Consider the following 20901-nt stretch of genomic DNA (forward strand, 5'->3'; position numbering starts at 1 on the left):
CGGAGGAAGGACACCATGACCTCGACCAAGACCTACCCCCGCGACCTCATCGGCTACGGCAGGAACCCGCCGCACGCCGACTGGCCCGGCCGCGCCCGCGTCGCCGTGCAGTTCGTCCTCAACTACGAGGAGGGCGGCGAGAACTGCGTGCTCCACGGCGATGCCGGCAGCGAGCAGTTCCTCTCGGAACTCTTCAACGCCGCCAGCTACCCCGAGCGCCACCTGTCGATGGAAGGCATCTACGAGTACGGCTCGCGCGTGGGCGTGTGGCGCTTCCTGCGCGAGTTCGAGCGCCGCGGCCTGCCGATGACGATCTTCGGCGTGTCGATGGCGCTCGAGCGCCACCCCGAGCTGACCGCCGCCTTCAAGGAACTCGGCCACGAGATCGCCTGCCACGGCTGGCGCTGGATCCACTACCAGAACGTGCCCGAGGAGATCGAGCGCGAGCACATGAAGATCGGCATGGAGATCATCGAGCGCCTGACCGGCGAGCGCGCGCTGGGCTGGTACACCGGCCGCGACTCGCCGAACACCCGGCGCCTGGTCGCCGACCATGGCGGCTTCCTGTACGACTCGGACTACTACGGCGACGACCTGCCATTCTGGACCGAGGTGCAGAAGACGAACGGCGACACCGTGCCGCACCTCGTCGTGCCTTACACGCTCGACACCAACGACATGCGCTTCGCCCTGCCGCAGGGCTTCTCGCACGGCGACGAGTTCTTCGAATACCTGCGTGACGCCTTCGACGTGATGTACGCCGAGGGCGAGGAGCGTCCGGCGATGATGAGCATCGGCATGCACTGCCGCCTGCTCGGCCGCCCGGGCCGCTTCAAGGCGCTGCAGCGCTTCCTCGACCACATCGAGAAGCACGACCGGGTGTGGGTGTGCCGCCGCGTCGACGTCGCCCGCCACTGGATCGAGCACCACCCCTACAACCCGAAATAACGCCACCCCCAAAAGGAGAACACTCATGGCCAGCCACACCCCCGGCGCCCCCGTCTTCGCCCCCGCTGCCGAGCTGCCCGACTGGGCGCTGCGTTCGGTCGACCTCGCCAACCCGCGCCTGGGCGCCAAGGCGCTCGCCGCCTCCGACGACTTCTTCGCCGAGGTTTCGCGCATGCTCAACCCCGAACCCGCCCAGTTCGTCCCCGGCAAGTTCGACACCAACGGCAAGTGGATGGACGGCTGGGAGTCGCGCAGGAAGCGCGTCGCCGGCCACGACTGGGCCCTGGTCAGGCTCGGCGTCAAGGGCGTGATCCGCGGCTTCGATGTCGACACCTCGCACTTCACCGGCAACTACCCGCCGGCGGTCTCGATCGAGGCCTGCGTGTCGGAGACCGACGACATCGAGGCCCTGAAGGCCGCGACCTGGACCGAGATCCTCCCGGCCACCGCCTGCGGTCCCAACAGCCACCACATCCTCGAGTGCGCGAGCGACGCGGCGTGGACCCACCTGCGCGTGAACATGTATCCGGACGGCGGCATCGCCCGCCTGCGCGTCTATGGCCGCCCGGTCGGCACGCTGGCGGCCAAGGCCGCTGCGGGCGAACTGGTCGATCTGATCGCGATGGAGAACGGCGGCCGTGCGGTATCGTGGAACGACGCCAGCTTCGGTTCGTCCGCTGCCGCCCTGCTGCTGCCCGGGCGCGGCATGAACATGGGCGACGGCTGGGAGACCCGCCGCCGCCGCGAGCCGGGCAACGACTGGTGCGTGCTCGAGCTCGGCGCCCCCGGCACGGTGGAGAAGATCGAAGTCGACACCGCCTTCTTCAAGGGCAACTACCCGGACCGCTGCTCGGTGCAGGCCGCCTATGTGACCGGCGGCACCGACCGCTCGATCACCACCCAGTCGATGTTCTGGCACACCCTGCTGCCCGAGCAGAAGCTGGAGATGGACGCCATCCATACCTTCACCGCGGAAGTGGCCAAGCTCGGCCCGATCACCCACGTGCGCCTCAACATCTTCCCCGACGGCGGCGTCTCGCGCCTGCGCCTGTGGGGCAAGGTCGAGGCGAAGTAAGCGCCGCCATGTCCGCCCCGACGCCCCTCCCCCTCACGGTCCGATCGCTCACCCGCGAGGCCTTCGCCCCCTACGGCGAGGTCATCGAGGCCAGCGATGCGGTCCAGCACTTCACCATCAACGCCGGCAACACCGAGCGCTACCACGACCTCGCACGCATCGAGCCCGGCCCCGACGGGCGGGTCATCGTCTCCCTCTTCCGCGGACAGCCGCGTGCCCTGCCCTTCACCGTCACCATGATGGAGCGCCACCCGCTCGCCTCACAGGCCTTCATCCCGATGTCGGGCAGGCCCTACCTGGTCGTGGTCGCCCCCGCCGGCGCGGTACCCAGGGTCGAGGACCTCCGGGTCTTCCTCGCCCGCGCCGACCAGGGCGTCAACTACGCCACCGGCGTCTGGCACCACCCCCTGCTCGCCCTCGAGGGGGTCTCCGACTTCCTCGTCGTCGATCGCAGCGGGCCCGGCCACAATTGCGACGAGGTCCAGCTCGAAACGGCGGGCCTCATCGCCGGCATGTGATCGCGGCGCAGCGGGACGAAGCGCCAATGCGATGCCCGGGCGCCCGGACACGAGCCGACGGGCGTCCGGGCTGATAGCATTGCTTCCTTTCCGAAGAGCGCCAGCAGCGATGAGTACAGCCGAGTCGGCCCTGTTCCGGGCCGCCGTGATGCAGTCCTGGAACGCGATCGTGATCACCGATGCCGACCTCGCAGCAGGGTGCCGGGTCGAAATCGCCAATCCCGCCTTCTGTGCGATGACCGGCTACCCCCTGGAGGAGTTGCGCGGGCGCACGCTCAAGCTGCTGCAGGGGCCGGATACCGACCCGGCCCTGATCGAGGAGCTGCGCAACTGCCTGCGCGAAGGGCGTTACTTCGAAGGCACGACGACCAACTACCGCAAGGACGGCTCGCCCTACATCGTGCGCTGGAACATCTCGCCGATACGCGACGACGCTGGCACGCTGACGCATTTCATTTCCGTGCAGCAGGACATCACCGCCTACGTTCTCGCCCAGCGCGAGAACCGGCTGCTGGCCCGCGCCCTGGACGCCACGACGGATCCGGTGCTGATCACGGATGCTCAGGCGCGGATCATCTTCGCCAACGTCGCCTTCGAAGAGGCCACCGGCTACACGATCGACGAGGTCAAAGGCAGGACCCCGGCCCTGCTTCGCTCCGACGAGCATGACGAGGCCTTCTATGCGAAGCTGCACCGGGTACTCGCGGATGGCCAGGATTTCCGCGCCACGTTCGTCAATCGGCGACGCGACGGCTCGCTCTATCATGCCGAGCAAAGCATCTCCCCGATCTGCGACGAAAGCGGGCGCATCACGCACTACGTGAGCGTCAGCAAGGACATCTCCGATCGGGTCGACATGGAGCAGGCCCTGCGCCACGCCGCCACCCGGGACAAGCTCACCGGCCTCTACAACCGGCGTCACGGCGAGCACCTGCTCGAAGAGGCATGCCGCAGGGCCCAGAAGCGCGGCGGGGTCCTGAGCCTGATCGTGTGCGACATCGACCACTTCAAGCAGATCAACGACCGCTTCGGCCATCCCGCGGGCGACCGCGTGCTGAGCGATGTCGCCCACATCCTGCGCGACTCCGTGCGCAGCGGCGACGCCGTGATCCGCTGGGGTGGCGAGGAGTTCGTGATCCTGCTCGAGAACTGTGCGCTGGAGGCCGCGATCGATCTGGGCGAACGCGTCCGCAACCGGGTCCGCGCCCATCAGGACGCCGAGGTCGGCGCGCTCACCCTGTCGCTCGGACTCGCCGGCCGGGCGCAGGATGAAAGCTTCGAGCAACTCGTCGCCCGCGCCGATGCGGCGCTGTACACGGCCAAGCGCAGCGGGCGCGACCGCCTGTCGCTGGCCTAGGGGGCTCGTCCCCGCCTACACGCCGGGAACTCGCCGCAGCGGCGACCCGCACACCGACTCGCGCCCCATCCCGCCATGCAGCCCTTCGATCCCTATGCCACCCGCCCCGACACCGTCAGCCCCGAGGAATGGCGCGCCCGCGTCGACCTCGCCGCCTGCTACCGCCTGGCCGCGCGCCGGGGGTGGTCGGACCTGATCTACACCCACATCTCGCTGCGCCTGCCCGGCCGCGACGACGCCTTCCTGATCAACGCCTTCGGCCAGCGCTTCGACGAGATCACCGCCTCCAGCCTGCTGACCATCGACCTCGACGGCCGCGTCATCGACGGCAGCGACCGCGTCGCCAATCCGAGCGGCTTCGCCATCCACGGCGCGGTGCACCGTGCGCGCGCCGACGCCCATTGCGTGATCCACCTCCACACCGACGCCGGCATCGCGGTGTCGGCGCTCGCCGACGGCCTGCTGCCGCTGTCGCAGCACGCGATGCGCTTCTGGCGCGACCTCGGCTACCACGACTACCAGGGGCTGGCCTTCGGCGCCGAGGAGCAGGCGCGCTTGATCGCCGAACTGGGCGCCCACCGCGCGATGATGCTGCGCAACCACGGCACGCTGACCTGCGGGCGGACGGTGGCCGAAGCCTTCGTGCTGATGGACACGCTGGACAAGGCCTGCCGCATCCAGCTCGCGGCGATGGCCGCCGGCGCGGTGACCATGCCGGCGGAAGACGTGCTCGCCCGCACCCATGCCCAGCTCACCGCCGACCCGGAGCCCGAAGGCGCCCTCGAATGGCCCGCGCTGCTGCGCGCCCTGATGCGCAGCGAGCCGGATTTCGCGCGCTGAACCTGCCGCACTGCCCCCAATTACCACCAGGAGCCCTCCATGCCCACCTTCCACATCGAACTCTTCGAAGGCCGCAGCCCCGAGAAAAAACGCGAGCTCGTCGAAGCCCTGACCCGGGAAACCTGCCGCGTGCTCGAATGCGAGCCTGGCTCGGTCGACATCATCCTGGTCGAGGTCAGGCGCGAGCACTGGGCCACCGGCGGGGTGCTGTGGTCGGAGCGGAACTGAGTCTCTGCGCCGGCTCGGCGAGGTGATCCCGCGCTGCCGCCGGGTGGCGGATATACGGATCCACTGATGCGTTCTATAAGCCCATAAAGGTTTTCATATCACGGCGTGCTCCTAGACTGGACCCATCAGTCCATAACGACAAGGAGACGCCACGATGTCCGCCCAATCCGGCACCCGCCGCCAGCCCGAGCTCGACCCCGTGGACCAGTGCCCGCCCGGCGGGCGCCTGTTCACCCTCGCCCTGCAGCACGTGCTGGTGATGTACGCCGGCGCGATCGCGGTGCCGCTGATCGTCGGCGGCGCGCTCAAGCTGCCCAAGGACCAGATCGCCTTCCTGATCAACGCCGACCTGCTGTGCTGCGGACTGGTCACCATCATCCAGGCGCTCGGCGTCGGCCGCTTCGGCATCCGCCTGCCGATCATGATGGGGGTCACCTTCGCCGCGGTCGGGCCGATGGTGGCGATGGCGGGCAATCCCGAGCTCGGCATCAACGCCATCCTCGGCTCGGGCATCGCCGCCGGCCTGTTCGGCATCCTGTTCGCACCGCTGGTATCGCGCGCGCTGCCGCTGTTTCCGCCGGTGGTCACCGGCTCGATCATCGCGGTGATCGGCATCTCGCTGATGCCGGTGGCGATCAACTGGTCGGCCGGCGGGCAGCCGAAGATACGCGACGCGGCCAGCGGCCTGCTGATCGACAACCCGGCCTACGGCTCGCTCGAATACCTCGCCATCGCCGCCATCGTGCTGCTGGTGGTGCTGGCGGTCACCCGCTTCGGCCGCGGCTTCCTGTCCAACGTCGCGGTGCTGGTCGGCATGGGCGTGGGCTTCGCGATTGCGATGGCGATGGGCAAGGTCAGCTTCGACGGCCTGGCCGACGTGCCCTGGATGTCGGTGGTCACGCCGCTGCACTTCGGCATGCCGATCTTCGATCCGGTCTCGATCGCCACCATGTGCCTGGTGATGGTGGTGGTGATGGTCGAGTCGCTCGGCATGTTCCTCGCGCTCGGCGAGCTCACCGGCCGCCGCCTGTCGCGCGACGACCTCACCCGGGGGCTGCGCACCGACGGCCTGGGCACCCTGATCGGCGGCTTCCTCAACACCTTCCCGCACACCAGCTTCTCGCAGAACGTGGGCCTGGTCGGCGTCACCGGGGTGAAGAGCCGCTGGGTGTGCGTGGCCGGCGGCGCGATCCTGATGGCCTTCGGCCTGTTCCCGAAGATGGCGCTGATCATCGCCTCGGTGCCGCAGTACGTGCTCGGCGGCGCCGGTCTGGTGATGTTCGGCATGGTCGCCGCCACCGGCATCAAGATCCTGCTCGCGGCCGACCTGCGCAACAACCGCTTCAACCTCTACATCGTCGCGCTGTCGGTCGGCGCGGGCATGATCCCGATGGTGGCGCCGAAGTTCTTCCACCAGATGCCGCATGCGCTCGAACCGCTGCTGCACAGCGGCATCCTGCTGGCGGCGATCACCGCGGTCACGCTCAACCTGTTCCTCAACGGCGGCCGCCGCGACGCCACCAGCGACGCGATCCAGCCGGCGATGGCGCACTGAGGGCGGGCCGCGCGGCAGTTTCGCGGCTGCCGCAGCTCCCACCCTGAAAGCTGGCGCGATGCGCTGTGGGAACGGTGGCCGCCGCGAAAACAAGGCTCGCCGCCGCGACGATGCCACCGGAGACCCCCATACCCTTGCCCCCACCGGGTCTCTTGCGGGCTCCGCCCGTTACGCGGGCTGCGGCCGCGGCCGGAGGCACAGTGCGCGCGGAACGCGCTACCATCGTCGGGTCTGCAGCAGCCCCGGACCCGATGATGGATCGCAACACCCTCCGCATCCTGCTCGACGGCGAACCGGTCGAAGTCGCCGGCGTCCCTCCCACCACCAGCCTGCTCGCCTGGCTGCGCGGCGCGCGCGGCCTGACCGGCACCAAGGAAGGCTGCAACGAGGGCGACTGCGGCGCGTGCACCGTGGTCGTCGCCGCGCTCGCCGGCGAAGATGCCGCGCTCGAGCTCGCCAGTCTCAACGCCTGCCTGTGCTTCCTGCCCACGCTCGACGGCAAGGCGGTGTTCACCGTCGAATACCTGCGCGCCCAGTGCGGCGGCGAGCTGCATCCGGTGCAGCAGGCGCTGGTGGATTGCCACGGCTCGCAATGCGGCTTCTGCACGCCCGGTTTCGCGATGTCGCTATGGGCGCTCTACAACGCCTGCGTGGCCGACGACAGCCGGCCGGACGCGGCCCGCATCCGCAGCACGCTCACCGGCAACCTGTGCCGCTGCACCGGCTACCGGCCGATCGTCGAGGCCGGGCAGCGCATGTTCGAGCTGCCCGTGCGCGCGCTCGACCGCGACGCGCTGCGCCGCAGCCTGCTCGCCCTGCAGCGCCACGACACGCTGGACTACGCGCATCCGGCCGCGCGCTTCCTTGCCCCGCGCACGTTGAGCGAACTGCTCGAGCTGCGCGCACGCCATCCCGAGGCGACGGTGCTCGCCGGCGGCACCGACGTCGGCCTGTGGGTCAACAAGCAGCTGCGCACGCTCGGCACCGTCCTCTACCTCGGCGAGGTCGCGGAATTGCGCCGGGTGGTCGAGGAAGACGGCGTGCTGCACGTCGGCGCCGGCGCCAGCCTCACCACCGCCTTCGCCGCGCTCGCCCGCCATTGGCCCGAGCTCGGCGAGCTGTGGGAGCGCTTCGCTTCGCCGCCGGTGCGCAATGCCGGCACCCTGGGCGGCAACGTCGCCAACGGCTCGCCGATCGGCGACTCGATGCCGGCGCTGATCGCGCTCGGCGCCCGCGTCGTGCTCGCCAGCGTGCGCGGCCGGCGCAGCCTGGCACTGGAGGAGTTTTACCTCGACTACATGAAGAAGGACCTCGCCGCCGACGAGATCGTCGCCGCGATCGAGGTCCCGCTGCCCGCCGCCGACCTGCGATTCCGCACCTGGAAGCTGTCGAAGCGCTACGACTCCGACATCTCCGCGGCGTGCGGCGCCTTCACGCTGCGCCTGGAGGACGGCATGGTACGCACGCCGCGCATCGCCTTCGGCGGCATGGCCGCCACCCCGCGCCGTGCGGCGCGCACCGAGGCCGCGCTCGACGGCAGGCCCTGGGACGAGGCCACGCTTGCGCTCGCGGTGCAGGCCCTCGACCAGGACTTCGATCCGCTCACCGACCTGCGTGCCAGCGCCGCTTACCGTCGCCGCGCCGCCGCCGGCCTGCTGCGCCGCTTCTTCCTCGAGACCCGCGTCGACACGCCGCTCGCGCCCGCGCAGACGCGGGTCTTCGCCGCCTTCGACCCCTGCGCCGTGCTCCCCCGCGGCGAAGACGCCTGAGGCCGCCGCCATGAGCACGCCCCGTCCCGGCCCCGCCCCCCCGCCCGCCGCGCACTATCCGCACCCGCACGAATCGGCCCACCTGCACGTCAGCGGCGAGGCGATGTACTTCGACGACCTGCCCGAGCTCGCCGGCACCGCCCACGCCGCGCTCGGCCTGGCGACGCAGGCCCACGCCCGCATCGTCCGCCTGGGGCTCGACGCGGTGCGTGCGATGCCCGGGGTGATCGGCGTGCTCACCGCCGCCGACATCCCCGGCCCCAACGACTGCGGGCCGATCATGCACGACGACCCGATCCTCGCCGATGGGGAGGTCCACTATGCCGGCCAGCCGGTGTTCGCGGTGATCGCCGCCAGCCACGAGGCCGCGCGCCGCGCCGCGCGCGCCGCGGTCATCGACTACGCGCCGCTGCCCGCCATGCTCGACCCGCTCGAGGCCGCACGCCGGCAATCCCTCGTGCTGCCGCCGATGCAGCTCGTGCGCGGCGACCCGGCGGCGCGCCTGGCCGGCGCCCCCCGCCGCCTCGCCGGACAGTGGCAGGTCGGCGGCCAGGAGCACTTCTACCTCGAGGGCCAGATTGCCTGCGCGGCGCCGCGCGAGGACGGCTGCATCCAGCTGTGGAGCTCCACCCAGCACCCCACCGAGATGCAGCACGTGGTCGCGCAGATGCTCGGGCTGGCGGCCAATCGCGTGGTGGTGGAGACGCGCCGCATGGGCGGCGGCTTCGGCGGCAAGGAGTCGCAGTCGGCGCTGTTCGCCTGCGTGGCGGCGCTGGCGGCGTGGACATTCCGCCGCCCGGTCAAGCTGCGCCCCGACCGCGACGACGACATCCTGATCACCGGCAAGCGCCACGACTTCCACTACGACTACGAGGTCGGCTTCGACGACGACGGCCGCGTGCTCGCGCTGCGCATCGAGATGGTCGCGCGCGCCGGTTTCTCCGCCGACCTGTCGGGTCCGGTCGCCACGCGCGCGGTGTGCCATGTGGACAACGCCTACTACCTCTCGGACGTCGACATCCGCGCCCTGCTCGCGCGCACGAACACCCAGTCCAATACGGCGTTTCGCGGCTTCGGCGGGCCGCAGGGCGCGCTCGCGATCGAGCATGTGCTCGACAGCATTGCGCGCACGCTGGGGCGCGACCCGCTCGACGTGCGCAGGCTCAACTTCTATGGCGGCGAAGGCCGCGACACCACGCCCTACGGCCAGACCGTCGCCGACAACGTGATCCTGGAGCTGGTCGCGGAGCTCGAGGCGGACAGCGACTACCGCGCCCGCCGCGCCGAGATCGCCGCCTTCAACGCGGCGAGCCCGGTGCTGAAGAAGGGCCTGGCGCTGACGCCGGTCAAGTTCGGCATCTCCTTCAACCTCAGCCACCTCAACCAGGCCGGCGCGCTGGTCCATGTGTATACCGACGGCTCGGTGCTGGTGAACCACGGCGGCACCGAGATGGGCCAGGGCGTCAACACCAAGGTCTGCCAGGTGGTGGCGCACGAGCTCGGCATTTCGCTTACCCGCGTGCGCGCCACCGCCACCGACACCAGCAAGGTCGCCAACACCTCGGCCACTGCGGCCTCGACCGGCGCCGACCTCAACGGCCAGGCCGCCGCGGACGCCGCGCGCCGCATCCGCCTGCGCCTGGCGGAGTTCGCCGCGCGCAGCTGGGGCGATGGCGCCTCCGCCGCCGAGGTGCGCTTCGCGGACGATCAGGTCCATGTCGGCGGACGCACGCTCGCCTTCGCCGAGGTGCTGCGCCAGGCCTACCTGGCGCGCGTGCAGCTGTGGTCCGAGGGCTTCTACGCCACCCCCGGGCTGCACTGGGACGCGAAGTCTCTGAGCGGCCACCCGTTCTACTACTTCGCCTACGGCGCGGCGGTGTCCGAGGTGATCGTCGACACGCTGACCGGCGAATGGCGGCTGCTGCGCGCCGACCTGGTGCATGACGCCGGCGATTCGATCAACCCGGCGATCGACCGCGGCCAGGTCGAAGGCGCCTTCATCCAGGGCATGGGCTGGCTGACGATGGAAGAGCTGTGCCGGGACGCCGACGGCCGGCTGCTGACCCACGCGCCCTCCACCTACAAGATCCCCGCCGCGCACGACTGTCCGGCGGATCTCCGCGTCCGCCTGTATCCGAACCGCAACAGCGAGGACACCATCCTGCGCTCGAAGGCGGTGGGCGAGCCGCCGCTGCTGCTCGCGTTCTCGGTGTGGTTCGCGCTCCGCGACGCGGTCGCCGCGACCGGCGACGGGCGCAGCAACCCGCCGCTGCGCGCGCCCGCCACGCCCGAGGCCATCCTCGATGCGATCGACGCCGTCCGTGCGCAGGCCGCCGCCCCGGCCACGACGCCCGCCACCTGAGCACCCACCGATGCATGCCTGGCTCGAACACCTCGCCCGTCTCGCCGAGTCCGCCACGCCGGCCGTGCTGGTGACCGTCGCCGCCACCCGCGGCTCGACGCCGCGCGCCCCGGGCGCACGCATGATCGTGACCGCTGCGCACAGCCAGGGCAGCATCGGTGGCGGCCAGCTCGAGCAGCGCGCGATCGGCCTCGCCCGCGGCCTGCTCGCCGATGGCGCGACCACCGCCAGCCTGGTGCGCTTCCCGCTCGGCGCCAGCGTCGGCCAGTGCTGCGGCGGGGTCATGGAGCTGGTCTTCGAGCCGGTCGGCACGGCCGCCCGCGGCTGGATCGCCGAGGCATGCGCGCGCGCGGCCGCAGACCGCCCATGGGGCCGCCACGTCGCCCTCGGCGGCGGCGACACCCGCGTGTTCGACGGCGACACGGTGAGCAGCGTGCTCGGGGTTCCGGCGCAGGCCGAACGCGCGTCGAGCCTGCTCGCCGGCGCGGGCGACGGTGCGGCGCTCGCCGCAACGAGCCCCGGGACGGGCGCCGACAGCCTGATCGACGTCTGCGTACCGCCCGAGCTGCAGCTCGTGCTGTTCGGCGCCGGCCATGTCGGGCGCGCGCTCGCCGAGGTCCTCGGCCGGCTGCCGCTGCGGGTGCGCTGGGTCGATCCGCGGGCGGAAGAATTTCCCGCCGCCGTCGCCGCCAACATCGAGCTCCGCTGCACCCACACACCCGAGGCCGAGGTGCGCGACGCCCCGGCCGATGCCGTGTTCCTGGTGCTCACCCACAGCCACGCGCTCGATTTCGAGCTGGTGCGCGCCATCCTCGAACGCGGCGATTTCCGCCTGTGCGGCCTGCTCGGCTCGCAGTCAAAGCGCGCCCGCTTCGAGCAGCGCCTGCGCGCACGCGGCGTCGCCGAACACGCGATCGCCCGCCTGCACTGCCCGCTCGGGGTGCACGGACTCGCCGGCAAGGAACCCGAGGTGATCGCGATCGCGATCGCCGCCGAGGTGCTGCAGTTGCGTGGCGCCTCGCTCGCCGCACGCCCGGCGCAGCGCGGCAGCAGCACCCCGGCGACCGGATCCGGCGCGCGCGCGCAGCCATGAAACCCGTGCGAAGATGCGCGCCCCGCGTCCACCGCACTTGAGGCCAGCCCCGGCTCGATGAACCCGACCGCCACGACCGACATCCGCCTGAGCGCCGTGCGCGGCGAGATCGTGCATTTCATCGCCGACCCCGCCCACGACGCGCACGCGCTCGAACACTTCGCCGACGGCCTGCTGATCGTGCGTGACGGTCACGTCGCCGAATGCGGCCCCGCCGCCGAGCTGCTGGCGAAACTGCCGGCCGGTACGCCGGTGGCCGACCACCGCGGCAAGCTGATCCTGCCCGGCTTCGTCGATACCCACGTCCATTACCCGCAGACCGACATCATCGCCAGCCACGGCGAGCAGTTGCTGGAGTGGCTGGAGAAGTACACCTTTCCCGCCGAGCGCCGCTTCGCCGATCCGGCCCACGCCGCCGAGGTCGCCGCCTTCTTCTGCGACCAGCTGCTGAAGAACGGCACCACCACCGCGGCCGCCTTCGCCACCGTGCACCCGGCCTCGGTCGATGCGCTGTTCACGGCCGCGCAGCGCCGCCGCATGCGCCTGATCACCGGCAAGGTACTGATGGACCGCAACTGCCCCGATTTCCTGCGCGACACCGCCGCGAGCGGCTACGCCGAATCGAAGGCGCTGATCGAGCGCTGGCACGGCCGCGACCGCCTGCTGTACGCGGTGACACCGCGCTTCGCGCCGACCTCGACGCCGGCGCAGATGCGCCTCGCCGGCCGGCTGTTCGCCGAGCACCCGGGCGTGTTCCTGCAGTCGCACCTGGCCGAGAACCGCGGCGAGGTCGACTGGGTGGCGCAACTCCACCCCGAGGCGCGCAGCTATCTCGACGTCTACGAGCGCTGCGGCCAGCTCGGCATGCGTGCGGTGTACGCGCACTGCATCTGGCTCGACGACACCGACCGCCGCCGCATGGCCGACACCGGCACCGCGATCAGCTTCTGCCCGACCTCCAACCTCTTTCTCGGCTCCGGCCTCTTCGACCTGCGACGTGCGCGCGAACTCGGGGTGCGCGTCGGCCTCGGCACCGACGTCGGCGCCGGCACCAGTTTCTCGATGCTGCAGACGATGAACGAGGCCTACAAGGTCTTGCAGCTCGCCGGCCAGTCGCTGTCGGCGGCAAGCGCCTTCCACCTCGCCACCCTGGGCGGCGCGCACAGCCTGTACCTGGATGACCGCATCGGCAACTTCGCCGCCGGCAAGGAGGCCGACTTCGTCGTCCTCGACCCCCGGGCCACGCCGCTGCTCGCCCGCCGCAGCGCGGCATGCGCGACGCTGGACGAGCGCCTCTTCGTGCTGATGATGCTGGGCGACGACCGCGCGGTGGCGGCGACGCACGTGCTGGGCCGGCCCGCATGGCCGCGCGCCCCGGCCGCTTGAGCCCCTCACGCACCACCCACGGGAACCCCGACGATGGAACTGAAATGGCTGGAAGACTTCCTCAGCCTCGCCGACAGCGGCAGCTTCTCGCGCTCCGCGGAGCAGCGCCACGTCTCGCAGCCGGCGTTCTCGCGCCGCATCCGTGCGCTCGAGGCCTGGCTGGGGGTGGCGCTGGTCGACCGCAGCACCTTCCCGACCCGGCTCACCGGGGCCGGCGAGGCCTTCAAGGGCCCGGCGGTCGATCTGCTCAACCGCCTGCACGCCGCCCGGGCGCTGGTGCGCGGACACCAGGCGATCGCCAGCGACGCGCTCGTCGTGGCGGTGCCGCACACCCTGGCCTTCGCCTTCTTCCCGAGCTGGCTGGGGCGGCTGAAGGCGAGCTTCGGCGAGGTGCCGACGCGGCTGGTGGCGGGCAATGTCCACGACGTGGTGATGATGCTGAGCGAAGGCGGCTGCGACCTGCTGCTGTGCTACCACCACCCCGCCCACCCGGTGTGGCTCGACCCGGCGCGCTTCGAGGGCCTGAACCTGGCGGTCGAGCACGTCCGCCCCTACCTGCCGCGCCGGCTCGCCAGGCTCGCCAGCTGGCAGCTGCCGGGCACTGCGGAGGCGCCCATCCCCTTCCTGCGCTACGGTCCCAACACCTATCTGCGGCGCATGGTCGACACCATCCTCGACCGCGCCCCGCGACCGGCTCACCTCGCCCTGCAGTACGAGACCGACATGGCCGAGAGCCTCAAGGCGATGCTGCTCGCCGGCCACGGCCTCGCCTTCCTGCCGGCGAGCGCGGTGGCGCGCGAGGTCGAGCGCGGCGAGGTGGTGGTCGCGGGCGGGCCGGAATGGAGCCTGGACATGGAGGTGCGGCTGTACCGCGACCGCGCCAACACCCGGCCCGAGCTCGCCCGGCTGTGGGCGCACCTGGAGGCGGAGCGCGCCCGATGACATAGGGGTCATGCGCGAAACGCATGACCCGATGAAGCAACGGCATGCAGCCGCGTGCCCGCAGCGCCCAGAATGCGCCCACCTTCCACGCCACACGAGGCAGACAGATGAGCGCAGCACCCCAGGACAACAAGAACTTCGACCGCCTTGCCGGCCTGTCCTACCTGAACCCCGCCGCCCCCGAGCCGTGGGCGAGCTTCGTCGAGCAGATCGAGCGCGTGCGCCCCTACCTGGGCGCGCTCGAGCGCTGGATCGAGACGCTCAAGCATCCCAAGCGCACCCTGATCGTCGACGTGCCGATCGAGCGCGACGACGGCACCGTCGCGCACTACGAGGGTTACCGCGTGCAGCACAGCCTGTCGCGCGGCCCGGGCAAGGGCGGCGTGCGCTTCCACCCCGACGTCACGCTCAACGAGGTCATGGCGCTCGCCGGCTGGATGACGATCAAGAACGCCGCGGTCGGCCTGCCCTTCGGCGGCGCCAAGGGCGGCATCCGCGTCGATCCGGCGAGCGTGAGCAAGGGCGAGCTGCAGCGCATCACCCGCCGCTACACCTCCGAGATCGGCGTCATCATCGGCCCCGACAAGGACATCCCCGCGCCCGACGTCGGCACCAACGCGATGACGATGGCGGTGATGATGGACACCTTCTCGATGAACCGCGGCGGCACGGCCACCGGCGTGGTTACCGGCAAGCCGATCGCCCTCGGCGGCAGCCTGGGCCGCCAGGAAGCCACCGGCCGCGGCGTGTTCATCACCGCACGCGAGGCCGCGCGCCACCAGCAGATCCCGATCGAAGGCGCACGCGTGGTCGTGCAGGGCTTCGGCAACGTCGGCGGCATCGGCGCGCGCCTGTTCCACGAGGCCGGCGCGCGTGTGATCGCGGTCGCCGACCACACCGCCACGCTGGTCAACGAAGCCGGCATCGACATCCCGGCCGCGCTCGCGCACGCCGCCGCGCATGGCGGCCTGAAGGGCTTCGCCGGCGCCGCGCCGATCGACATCGAGGACTTCTGGCGCCTGGAGTGCGAGTTCCTCGTCCCCGCCGCGCTCGAAGGCCAGCTCACCGTCGAGCGCGCCGCCGGGGTGCGCGCCAGGGTCGTAGTCGAAGGCGCCAACGGCCCGACCACACCCGCGGCCGACGACGTGCTGCGCGAGCGCGGCATCCTGGTCGTGCCCGACGTGCTGGCCAACGCCGGCGGCGTCACCGTGTCCTATTTCGAGTGGGTGCAGGACTTCTCCAGCTTCTTCTGGACCGAGGAGGAGATCAACGACCGCCTCGAGCGCATCATGGTCGGCGCCTTCGCGGCGATCTGGAAGATCGCGCAGGAAAAGCGGGTGTCGCTGCGCACCGCCGCCTTCATCGTCGCCTGCCACCGGGTGCTGGAAGCGCGCGCCGAGCGCGGGCTGTATCCGTGATCTGGGGGGCGCAAGTCGGGGTGCGGGGCACGTCCAGCGCCCGACGCATGTCCCCCACTTATCCGCGGCGCATTTCCAGCGGCCGCCGAGGCTGATAGGCTTGCATTCGTTCGGGAGGCGCAGCGCGTCTCCCGATACGTGTCTGGACTGAAAACATCAACTCGGGGACGAACATGATGCGTATGCACAAGCGCTTGATCGCGGGATCAGCTCGATGCGCTCGGGCAACGAGCGGCTGGCGGATCGTGACAGCCGGGCGCTGGCCCGCAGCGAACGCAGCGACAAGGCCGCCAAGGCCGAACGCGCGACGCGCGCGGAAAAAGCCGAGAAGGCCGAGCGCATGGCCAAGGTCGAGCGTCCTGCGCGCGGCGAACGGGCCGAACGGGCCGAACGGGTGGAGCGTCCGGAGCGGGTGGAGCGCCCGGAAAAGCCCGAGCGCCCCGAGAAGCCCGAGCGTCCGGAAAGGCCGGAGCGCCCGGAGAAGCCTGAACGCGCCGAGCGTCGCTGATTCATCTCCCCGCCGGCCCGGTCGCCGCCTGCCCCGCATGCGGGGGGGCGGACCGGGCCGCTACGGTTTCAGCCGATATCCCGTGCGCAGCATCCAGGTCGCGATCCCCGCGAACACCGCCAGGAACAGCAGCGTCATCCCCAGGCTCACCCCCACCGCCACGTCCGCGCTGCCATAGAAGCTCCAGCGGAAGCCGCTCACCAGATACACCACCGGGTTGAACAGCGACACCGTGCGCCACGCCGCCGGCAGCATGTCGATCGAGTAGAAGCTGCCGCCGAGGAAGGTCAGCGGGGTGATGATCAGCAGCGGCACGAGCTGCAGCTTCTCGAAGTTGTCCGCCCAGATGCCGAGGATGAAGCCGAGCAGGCTGAAGCTGACCGCGGTCAGCAGCAGGAAGCCCACCATCCACAGCGGATGCTCGATGCGCAGCGGCACGAAGAAGGCGGCGGTGGCGAGGATGATCACGCTCAGCAGCACCGCCTTGGTCGCCGCCGCGCCGACGTAGGAGAGCACGATCTCGAAGTGCGACACCGGCGCCGACAGGATCTCGTAGATCGTGCGCGAGAACTTCGGGAAGAAGATGCCGAAGGACGCGTTCGAGACGCTCTGCGTGAGCAGGTTGAGCATGATCAGCCCGGGCACGATGAAGGCGCCGTAGCTCACCCCTTCCACCTCGGGGATGCGTGCGCCGATCGCCGAACCGAACACGACGAAGTACAGCGTGGTGGTGATCACCGGCGCGAGCACGCTCTGCAGCAAGGTGCGCTTGGTGCGCGCCATCTCGAACAGGTAGATCGAACGGACCGCATGCCAGTTCATCGTGCGCCCTCCCCGGCCGGTTCGCGCTCGCTGACCAGGCTCACGAAGATTTCCTCCAGCGAGCGCTGGGTGGTGTGCAGGTCGGCGAAGGCGATGCCGGCGGCGCCCAGGTCCTGCAGCAGGTCGGCGATCGCGTTGTCCTCGGTCTCGGCCTCGTAGCGGTAGATCAGTTCGGCCCCGCCCTTGCCCAGGCTCAGGCCGTAGCGCGCGAGCGCGGGCGGCACCGCTCCCAGCGGCGCGGCGAGCTGCAGCGTGAGCTGCTTGCCGCCGAGCTTGCGCATCAGCGCGGCCTTGTCCTCGACCAGGATCAGCTCGCCCTTGGCGATCACGCCGATGCGATCGGCCATCTCCTCCGCCTCCTCGATGTAGTGCGTGGTCAGGATCACGGTGACGCCCTGCTCGCGCAGCCGGCGCACGAGCTGCCACATGTCGCGGCGCAGCTCGACGTCCACGCCGGCGGTGGGCTCGTCGAGGAACAGGATGCGCGGCTCGTGCGACAGCGCCTTGGCGATCAGCACCCGGCGCTTCATGCCGCCGGAGAGCATCATCAGCCGGGCGTCCTTCTTGTTCCACAGCGACAGGTCCTTGAGCAGGCGCTCGAGGTAGGCCGGATCGGGCGGCTTGCCGAACAGGCCTCGGGTGAAGCTCACCGTGTTCCACACCGTCTCGAAGGCGTCGGTGGTGAGTTCCTGCGGCACCAGGCCGATCAGTGCGCGCGCGGCGCGGTAGTCGCGCACGATATCGTGGCCGTCGACCGTGACGCGCCCGGCGGTGGCGCGCACCAGCCCGCAGACGATGCTGATCAGCGTGGTCTTGCCGGCGCCGTTGGGCCCGAGCAGGGCGAAGATCTCGCCGCGGCGGATGTCGAGATCGACGCCCTTGAGCGCGGCGAAGCCGGAGGCATAGGTCTTGGAGAGACCCGAGATGGAGATGATGGTCGGCATGGCTGCAAGATAGCAGATCGAGGCGCCCTCATCGTCCGCCGCGCCCGTGCGGGGCGCGCCCGCAACTCAGCCCAGCGTCGCCGTCGCCAGCTTGGCGCCGAAACCGATGAACACGCCGCCCACCCCCGCCGTCGCGCCGGCGGCGACGCGGCGGTGGCGGCGGAACTGGGCGGCAAGCCTCGCGCCGGAGAAGATCAGCATCGACAGGTAGAGCACGCTGCACACCTGCACGATCACGCCCAGGATCACGAAGGACAGCGCCGGGTGCTCGTAGCCCGGATCGACGAACTGGATGAAGAAGGACACGAAGAACAGGATCGCCTTCGGGTTCATCAGGCTGATCACCAGCGCGGTGCGAAAGGGGTGCGGCATGCTGCGCACCGGCGGGTAGTCCGGACGGCCGTCGCCGACCTGCTCGGCGGTCTCGTCGCCGCGCCGCCAGGTGGCGAGCGCCCCGCGCAGCAGGCTCAGCCCCACCCAGGCCAGGTACGCCGCGCCGGCGTACTTGATGATCATGAACAGCTCGGGCGTGGCGCGCAGAACCGAAGCCATGCCGGTAACCGCGAGCAGCATCAGGATGGTGTCGCCGACGAATATCCCCGCCGCGCCCCGGTAACCGGCGCGCACGCCCCAGCGCGAGGCCGCCGCCATCACGTAGAGCGAATTGGGCCCGGGCAGCAGCACGATGAAGATGGTGCCGAGGATGAAGGTGGTGAGATCGGTGATGCCGTAGAACATGGGGGCGCCGGGCGAATCGGAAACGAGCGAGCACCTACTTTGCCACGCCCCCGCAGCGCTCGCCAGCCGCCCGGCGGCGGCCGCGCCTACCGCCGGACGGCGGCATCGTCGTCCTCGGCCAGCAGCGCGGCGACGTAGTCCGGCGGCAGGCGGTACTCGGCCGCGAGCTGCGCGGCGTCGAGGCCGCTGGCGCGGATGGCCTGCAGCCAGCCGTCGAGGCCGGTGGAGAGCGAGCGCCCGGCCTGCTCGCCGTCGCGGGTGGCGCGTTCGCCCTCGGCGACCTCGTACTTGTTGGCGTAGCCGCGCGGCGTGACCATCAGGCCGTCGCGCACGAAGGTGTTGGAGTTGCCGATCAGCACGGTGCTCAGCATGCCGATGTCGGCCTCGGCCATGCGCTCCAGCGTGGTGAACTCGATGCGCTGCTTCGGACGATAGGCGGACTTGACGATGGCGACCGGCGTATCCGGGCGGCGGTGGCGCAGGAACAGGCGCTGGGCCTCGACGATCTGGCGCGTGCGGCGGCCGCTCTTGGGGTTGTAGAGGGCGACGACGAAATCGGCGTAGGCGACCGCGTCCAGGCGGCGGGCGATGGTCGGCCAGGGCGTGAGCAGGTCCGACAGCGAGATCGCGCAGAAATCGTGCGTCAGCGGCGCGCCGACCAGCGCGGCGCAGCTGTTGAGCGCCGAGGCGCCGGGGACGATCTCGACCTCGACCCCGCAGCCCGGCGTCCACCCGGCCTGGAACAGCACCTCGAAGGTCGGGCCGGCCATGCCGTAGACGCCGGCATCCCCCGAGGACACCAGCGCCACCTTGCGCCCCCGGCGGGCGCGCTCGAGCGCCTCGATGGCGCGGTCGAGCTCCTCGGTCATCGACTTCCTGATGACCTCCTTGCCTTCGAGCAGCTCGGCGACCAGGCGGATGTAGGTGACGTAGCCGATCACGGTATCCGCCTCGGCGATCGCGGCGCGGGCGCGCGCGGTGAGGTGCGCGTGGCTGCCCGGGCCGAGACCGACGAGCATGATCTTGCCGCCGGCGGCGAACGGGAAATGGGCTTGGGGGGCGTTCATGGTGAGACAGACTCCGGTTTCAGGATCCGCCGCGAGGGGCGTGAAGCGGGACCCCGGCCCGGAGGCCGGGGTTCCGGCGTGCGATCAGGCGGCACGGAAGCTGCCGACGGACGGCATCCGCGCGATCGAAACGGTGGCGTTGCGGCCATCGGCGCCACGCAGCCGGTGCTTCTCGACGAGCAGCGCGCCGGGGTCGGTGGCGAGATCGGTACCGGCGGCGAGCAGCGCCGCCGCCTCCGACACCGACGGCGTGCCGACGTGTCTGCGCACCGTCTCCGAGGGGTTGGGCACGGTGACGACCGCCAGCGCGCCGGGCGGGAAGAACCGCAGCGTCCAGCCGGACGCGGCCGCCACTTCGAGCAGGCCGGCCTCGTCGGCCTTGAGCGTGATGCTGGCCGCGGCCGCGACCGCGGCACGCCCGGCGCCGATGCTCGCGAGCGCGGCATCGACGGCCTGTGCGATGGTCGCCGCCGGCGTGCCGCGGTCGCAGCCGAGGCCGAGCGCGAGCTTCGGCGGAGCCGTGCCGGTACCTCCGGCCGCGCTCACGCCGCCTCCGGCGCGGCCGGGCGGTAGATCACGCGCTTGCCGGCGAGGCGCTCGGCGTAGCCGGCGGGCAGCGGGCGATGGCTGATCCACAGCACGGCGCCGAAGCGCTCGGGCTCGACGTCCTCCAGGCGGGTGAAGCGCTGGATGTTCGCCGGCAGCGGGCCGCTGCGGCCGTTGGCATGCCGCGTCCACCAGTCGGGGCTGCCGGCCTCCTGCACCAGCGCCACCGGCTCGTCGTTCACCACCGCGGCGCTGGCGCGCACGATCTCGTCGTGGCTGGCCTCGAAGGTCCAGCCCAGCTCGCGGCCGAGCAGGTCGACCGCCAGCGTCGCGCGCGCGTCCGAGGCGGTGGTCAGCACCGGCGTGGCGCCCACTGCCTGTTGCAGCGCGCCGGCGATGGCGTTGGCACCGCCGAGGTGGCCGGACAGCACCGGGATCGCCCAGCGCCCCGCTTCGTCGAGCACCACCACGCCGGGATCGGTCTCCTTGTTCCTCAGGTGCGGGGCAAGCAGGCGCACCACCGCGCCCAGCGACACGATGGCGACGATGCCGTCGAAGCCGGCGAACAGCGCCGGCACCTGGTCGCCGACCTTGCCCTCGTAGCAGGCGAATGCGCCGGGCGCGGCAGCCGCGGCTTCGGTGGCGAACTTCTGCGGTGCGAACAGCATGGCGCCGGGCAGCGCGGCGATGACGCGGCCGGCAAGCGCGATGCCGTGGCGGGTGATCGACACCACGGCGATGCGAGTGTTGGGAAAGGGCAGGTGTTGCGTGGTCTGCGGTGACAT

At 71.1% G+C, this 20901-nt stretch carries 20 protein-coding genes; 14 read left to right on the forward strand and 6 right to left on the reverse strand.

From position 1 onward, the window contains the following. Window positions 1-15: 15 nt before the first annotated feature. From puuE to CKCBHOJB_RS14035, 14 genes are all read left to right on the forward strand, one after another. Entirely contained in the window at window positions 16-948 is a 933-nt protein-coding gene (puuE, locus tag CKCBHOJB_RS13970; RefSeq protein WP_281049269.1) for an allantoinase PuuE, read from the forward strand. 25 nt (window positions 949-973) lie between these two features. Further along, entirely contained in the window at window positions 974-2023 is a 1050-nt protein-coding gene (alc, locus tag CKCBHOJB_RS13975; RefSeq protein WP_281049270.1) for an allantoicase, read from the forward strand. Between the two features lie 8 nt (window positions 2024-2031). Further along, complete coding sequence (locus tag CKCBHOJB_RS13980; protein WP_281049271.1) at window positions 2032-2541, forward strand: ureidoglycolate lyase; 510 nt, start codon at window positions 2032-2034, stop codon at window positions 2539-2541. A 109-nt stretch (window positions 2542-2650) separates the two neighbouring features. Beyond that, window positions 2651-3898, forward strand: a complete 1248-nt coding sequence (locus CKCBHOJB_RS13985; protein WP_281049272.1) for a diguanylate cyclase — start codon at window positions 2651-2653, stop codon at window positions 3896-3898. A 75-nt stretch (window positions 3899-3973) separates the two neighbouring features. Continuing rightward, a complete protein-coding gene (locus CKCBHOJB_RS13990; RefSeq protein WP_281049273.1) occupies window positions 3974-4738 on the forward strand; it encodes a class II aldolase/adducin family protein in 765 nt (254 codons plus the stop codon). Between the two features lie 39 nt (window positions 4739-4777). Then, window positions 4778-4966: a 4-oxalocrotonate tautomerase gene (locus tag CKCBHOJB_RS13995; protein ID WP_281049274.1), complete on the forward strand. Its 189-nt coding sequence runs from the start codon at window positions 4778-4780 to the stop codon at window positions 4964-4966. Between the two features lie 154 nt (window positions 4967-5120). Further along, on the forward strand, window positions 5121-6521 hold the full coding sequence (locus CKCBHOJB_RS14000; protein ID WP_281049275.1) for a nucleobase:cation symporter-2 family protein: 1401 nt from the start codon (window positions 5121-5123) through the stop codon (window positions 6519-6521). Between the two features lie 251 nt (window positions 6522-6772). Next, window positions 6773-8290 carry a xanthine dehydrogenase small subunit gene (xdhA, locus tag CKCBHOJB_RS14005; RefSeq protein WP_281049276.1) on the forward strand — a complete coding sequence of 506 codons (1518 nt, stop codon included), beginning with the start codon at window positions 6773-6775 and terminating at the stop codon, window positions 8288-8290. Between the two features lie 10 nt (window positions 8291-8300). Next, complete coding sequence (gene xdhB / locus CKCBHOJB_RS14010; RefSeq protein ID WP_281049277.1) at window positions 8301-10652, forward strand: xanthine dehydrogenase molybdopterin binding subunit; 2352 nt, start codon at window positions 8301-8303, stop codon at window positions 10650-10652. 10 nt (window positions 10653-10662) lie between these two features. Beyond that, on the forward strand, window positions 10663-11745 hold the full coding sequence (xdhC, locus tag CKCBHOJB_RS14015) for a xanthine dehydrogenase accessory protein XdhC (RefSeq protein ID WP_281049278.1): 1083 nt from the start codon (window positions 10663-10665) through the stop codon (window positions 11743-11745). A gap of 57 nt (window positions 11746-11802) precedes the next feature. Then, window positions 11803-13131 (forward strand): guanine deaminase, encoded by a 1329-nt coding sequence (gene guaD / locus CKCBHOJB_RS14020; protein WP_281049279.1) that lies wholly within the window; start codon window positions 11803-11805, stop codon window positions 13129-13131. A gap of 33 nt (window positions 13132-13164) precedes the next feature. Then, complete coding sequence (locus CKCBHOJB_RS14025; RefSeq protein ID WP_281049280.1) at window positions 13165-14073, forward strand: LysR substrate-binding domain-containing protein; 909 nt, start codon at window positions 13165-13167, stop codon at window positions 14071-14073. 107 nt (window positions 14074-14180) lie between these two features. Continuing rightward, window positions 14181-15491, forward strand: a complete 1311-nt coding sequence (locus tag CKCBHOJB_RS14030; protein ID WP_281049281.1) for a Glu/Leu/Phe/Val dehydrogenase — start codon at window positions 14181-14183, stop codon at window positions 15489-15491. A 214-nt stretch (window positions 15492-15705) separates the two neighbouring features. Continuing rightward, the gene (locus tag CKCBHOJB_RS14035; protein ID WP_281049282.1) at window positions 15706-15999 is read left to right on the forward strand and encodes a hypothetical protein; all 294 of its coding nucleotides are present in this window, start codon (window positions 15706-15708) and stop codon (window positions 15997-15999) included. Window positions 16000-16059: 60 nt separating this feature from the next. On the opposite strand, the gene CKCBHOJB_RS14040 is transcribed toward CKCBHOJB_RS14035, so the two are convergent. The 6 genes from CKCBHOJB_RS14040 to CKCBHOJB_RS14065 form a co-directional block, all read right to left on the reverse strand. Beyond that, complete coding sequence (locus CKCBHOJB_RS14040; protein ID WP_281049283.1) at window positions 16060-16821, reverse strand: ABC transporter permease; 762 nt, start codon at window positions 16819-16821, stop codon at window positions 16060-16062. After that, window positions 16818-17765 (reverse strand): ABC transporter ATP-binding protein, encoded by a 948-nt coding sequence (locus tag CKCBHOJB_RS14045; RefSeq protein WP_281049284.1) that lies wholly within the window; start codon window positions 17763-17765, stop codon window positions 16818-16820. The genes CKCBHOJB_RS14040 and CKCBHOJB_RS14045 overlap by 4 nt, the downstream gene beginning before the upstream one ends. A gap of 66 nt (window positions 17766-17831) precedes the next feature. Further along, entirely contained in the window at window positions 17832-18503 is a 672-nt protein-coding gene (leuE, locus tag CKCBHOJB_RS14050) for a leucine efflux protein LeuE (protein ID WP_281049285.1), read from the reverse strand. Window positions 18504-18589: 86 nt separating this feature from the next. Beyond that, window positions 18590-19570 carry a precorrin-3B C(17)-methyltransferase gene (gene cobJ / locus CKCBHOJB_RS14055; RefSeq protein ID WP_281049286.1) on the reverse strand — a complete coding sequence of 327 codons (981 nt, stop codon included), beginning with the start codon at window positions 19568-19570 and terminating at the stop codon, window positions 18590-18592. Window positions 19571-19654: 84 nt separating this feature from the next. Further along, complete coding sequence (locus CKCBHOJB_RS14060; protein WP_281049287.1) at window positions 19655-20116, reverse strand: cobalamin biosynthesis protein; 462 nt, start codon at window positions 20114-20116, stop codon at window positions 19655-19657. Further along, a complete protein-coding gene (locus CKCBHOJB_RS14065; RefSeq protein WP_281049288.1) occupies window positions 20113-20901 on the reverse strand; it encodes a cobalamin biosynthesis central domain-containing protein in 789 nt (262 codons plus the stop codon). Before CKCBHOJB_RS14065 ends, CKCBHOJB_RS14060 begins: the two co-directional genes overlap by 4 nt.

Origin of the sequence: Thauera sp. GDN1 (genome assembly GCF_029223545.1) — a bacterium.
Taxonomy (GTDB): domain Bacteria; phylum Pseudomonadota; class Gammaproteobacteria; order Burkholderiales; family Rhodocyclaceae; genus Thauera.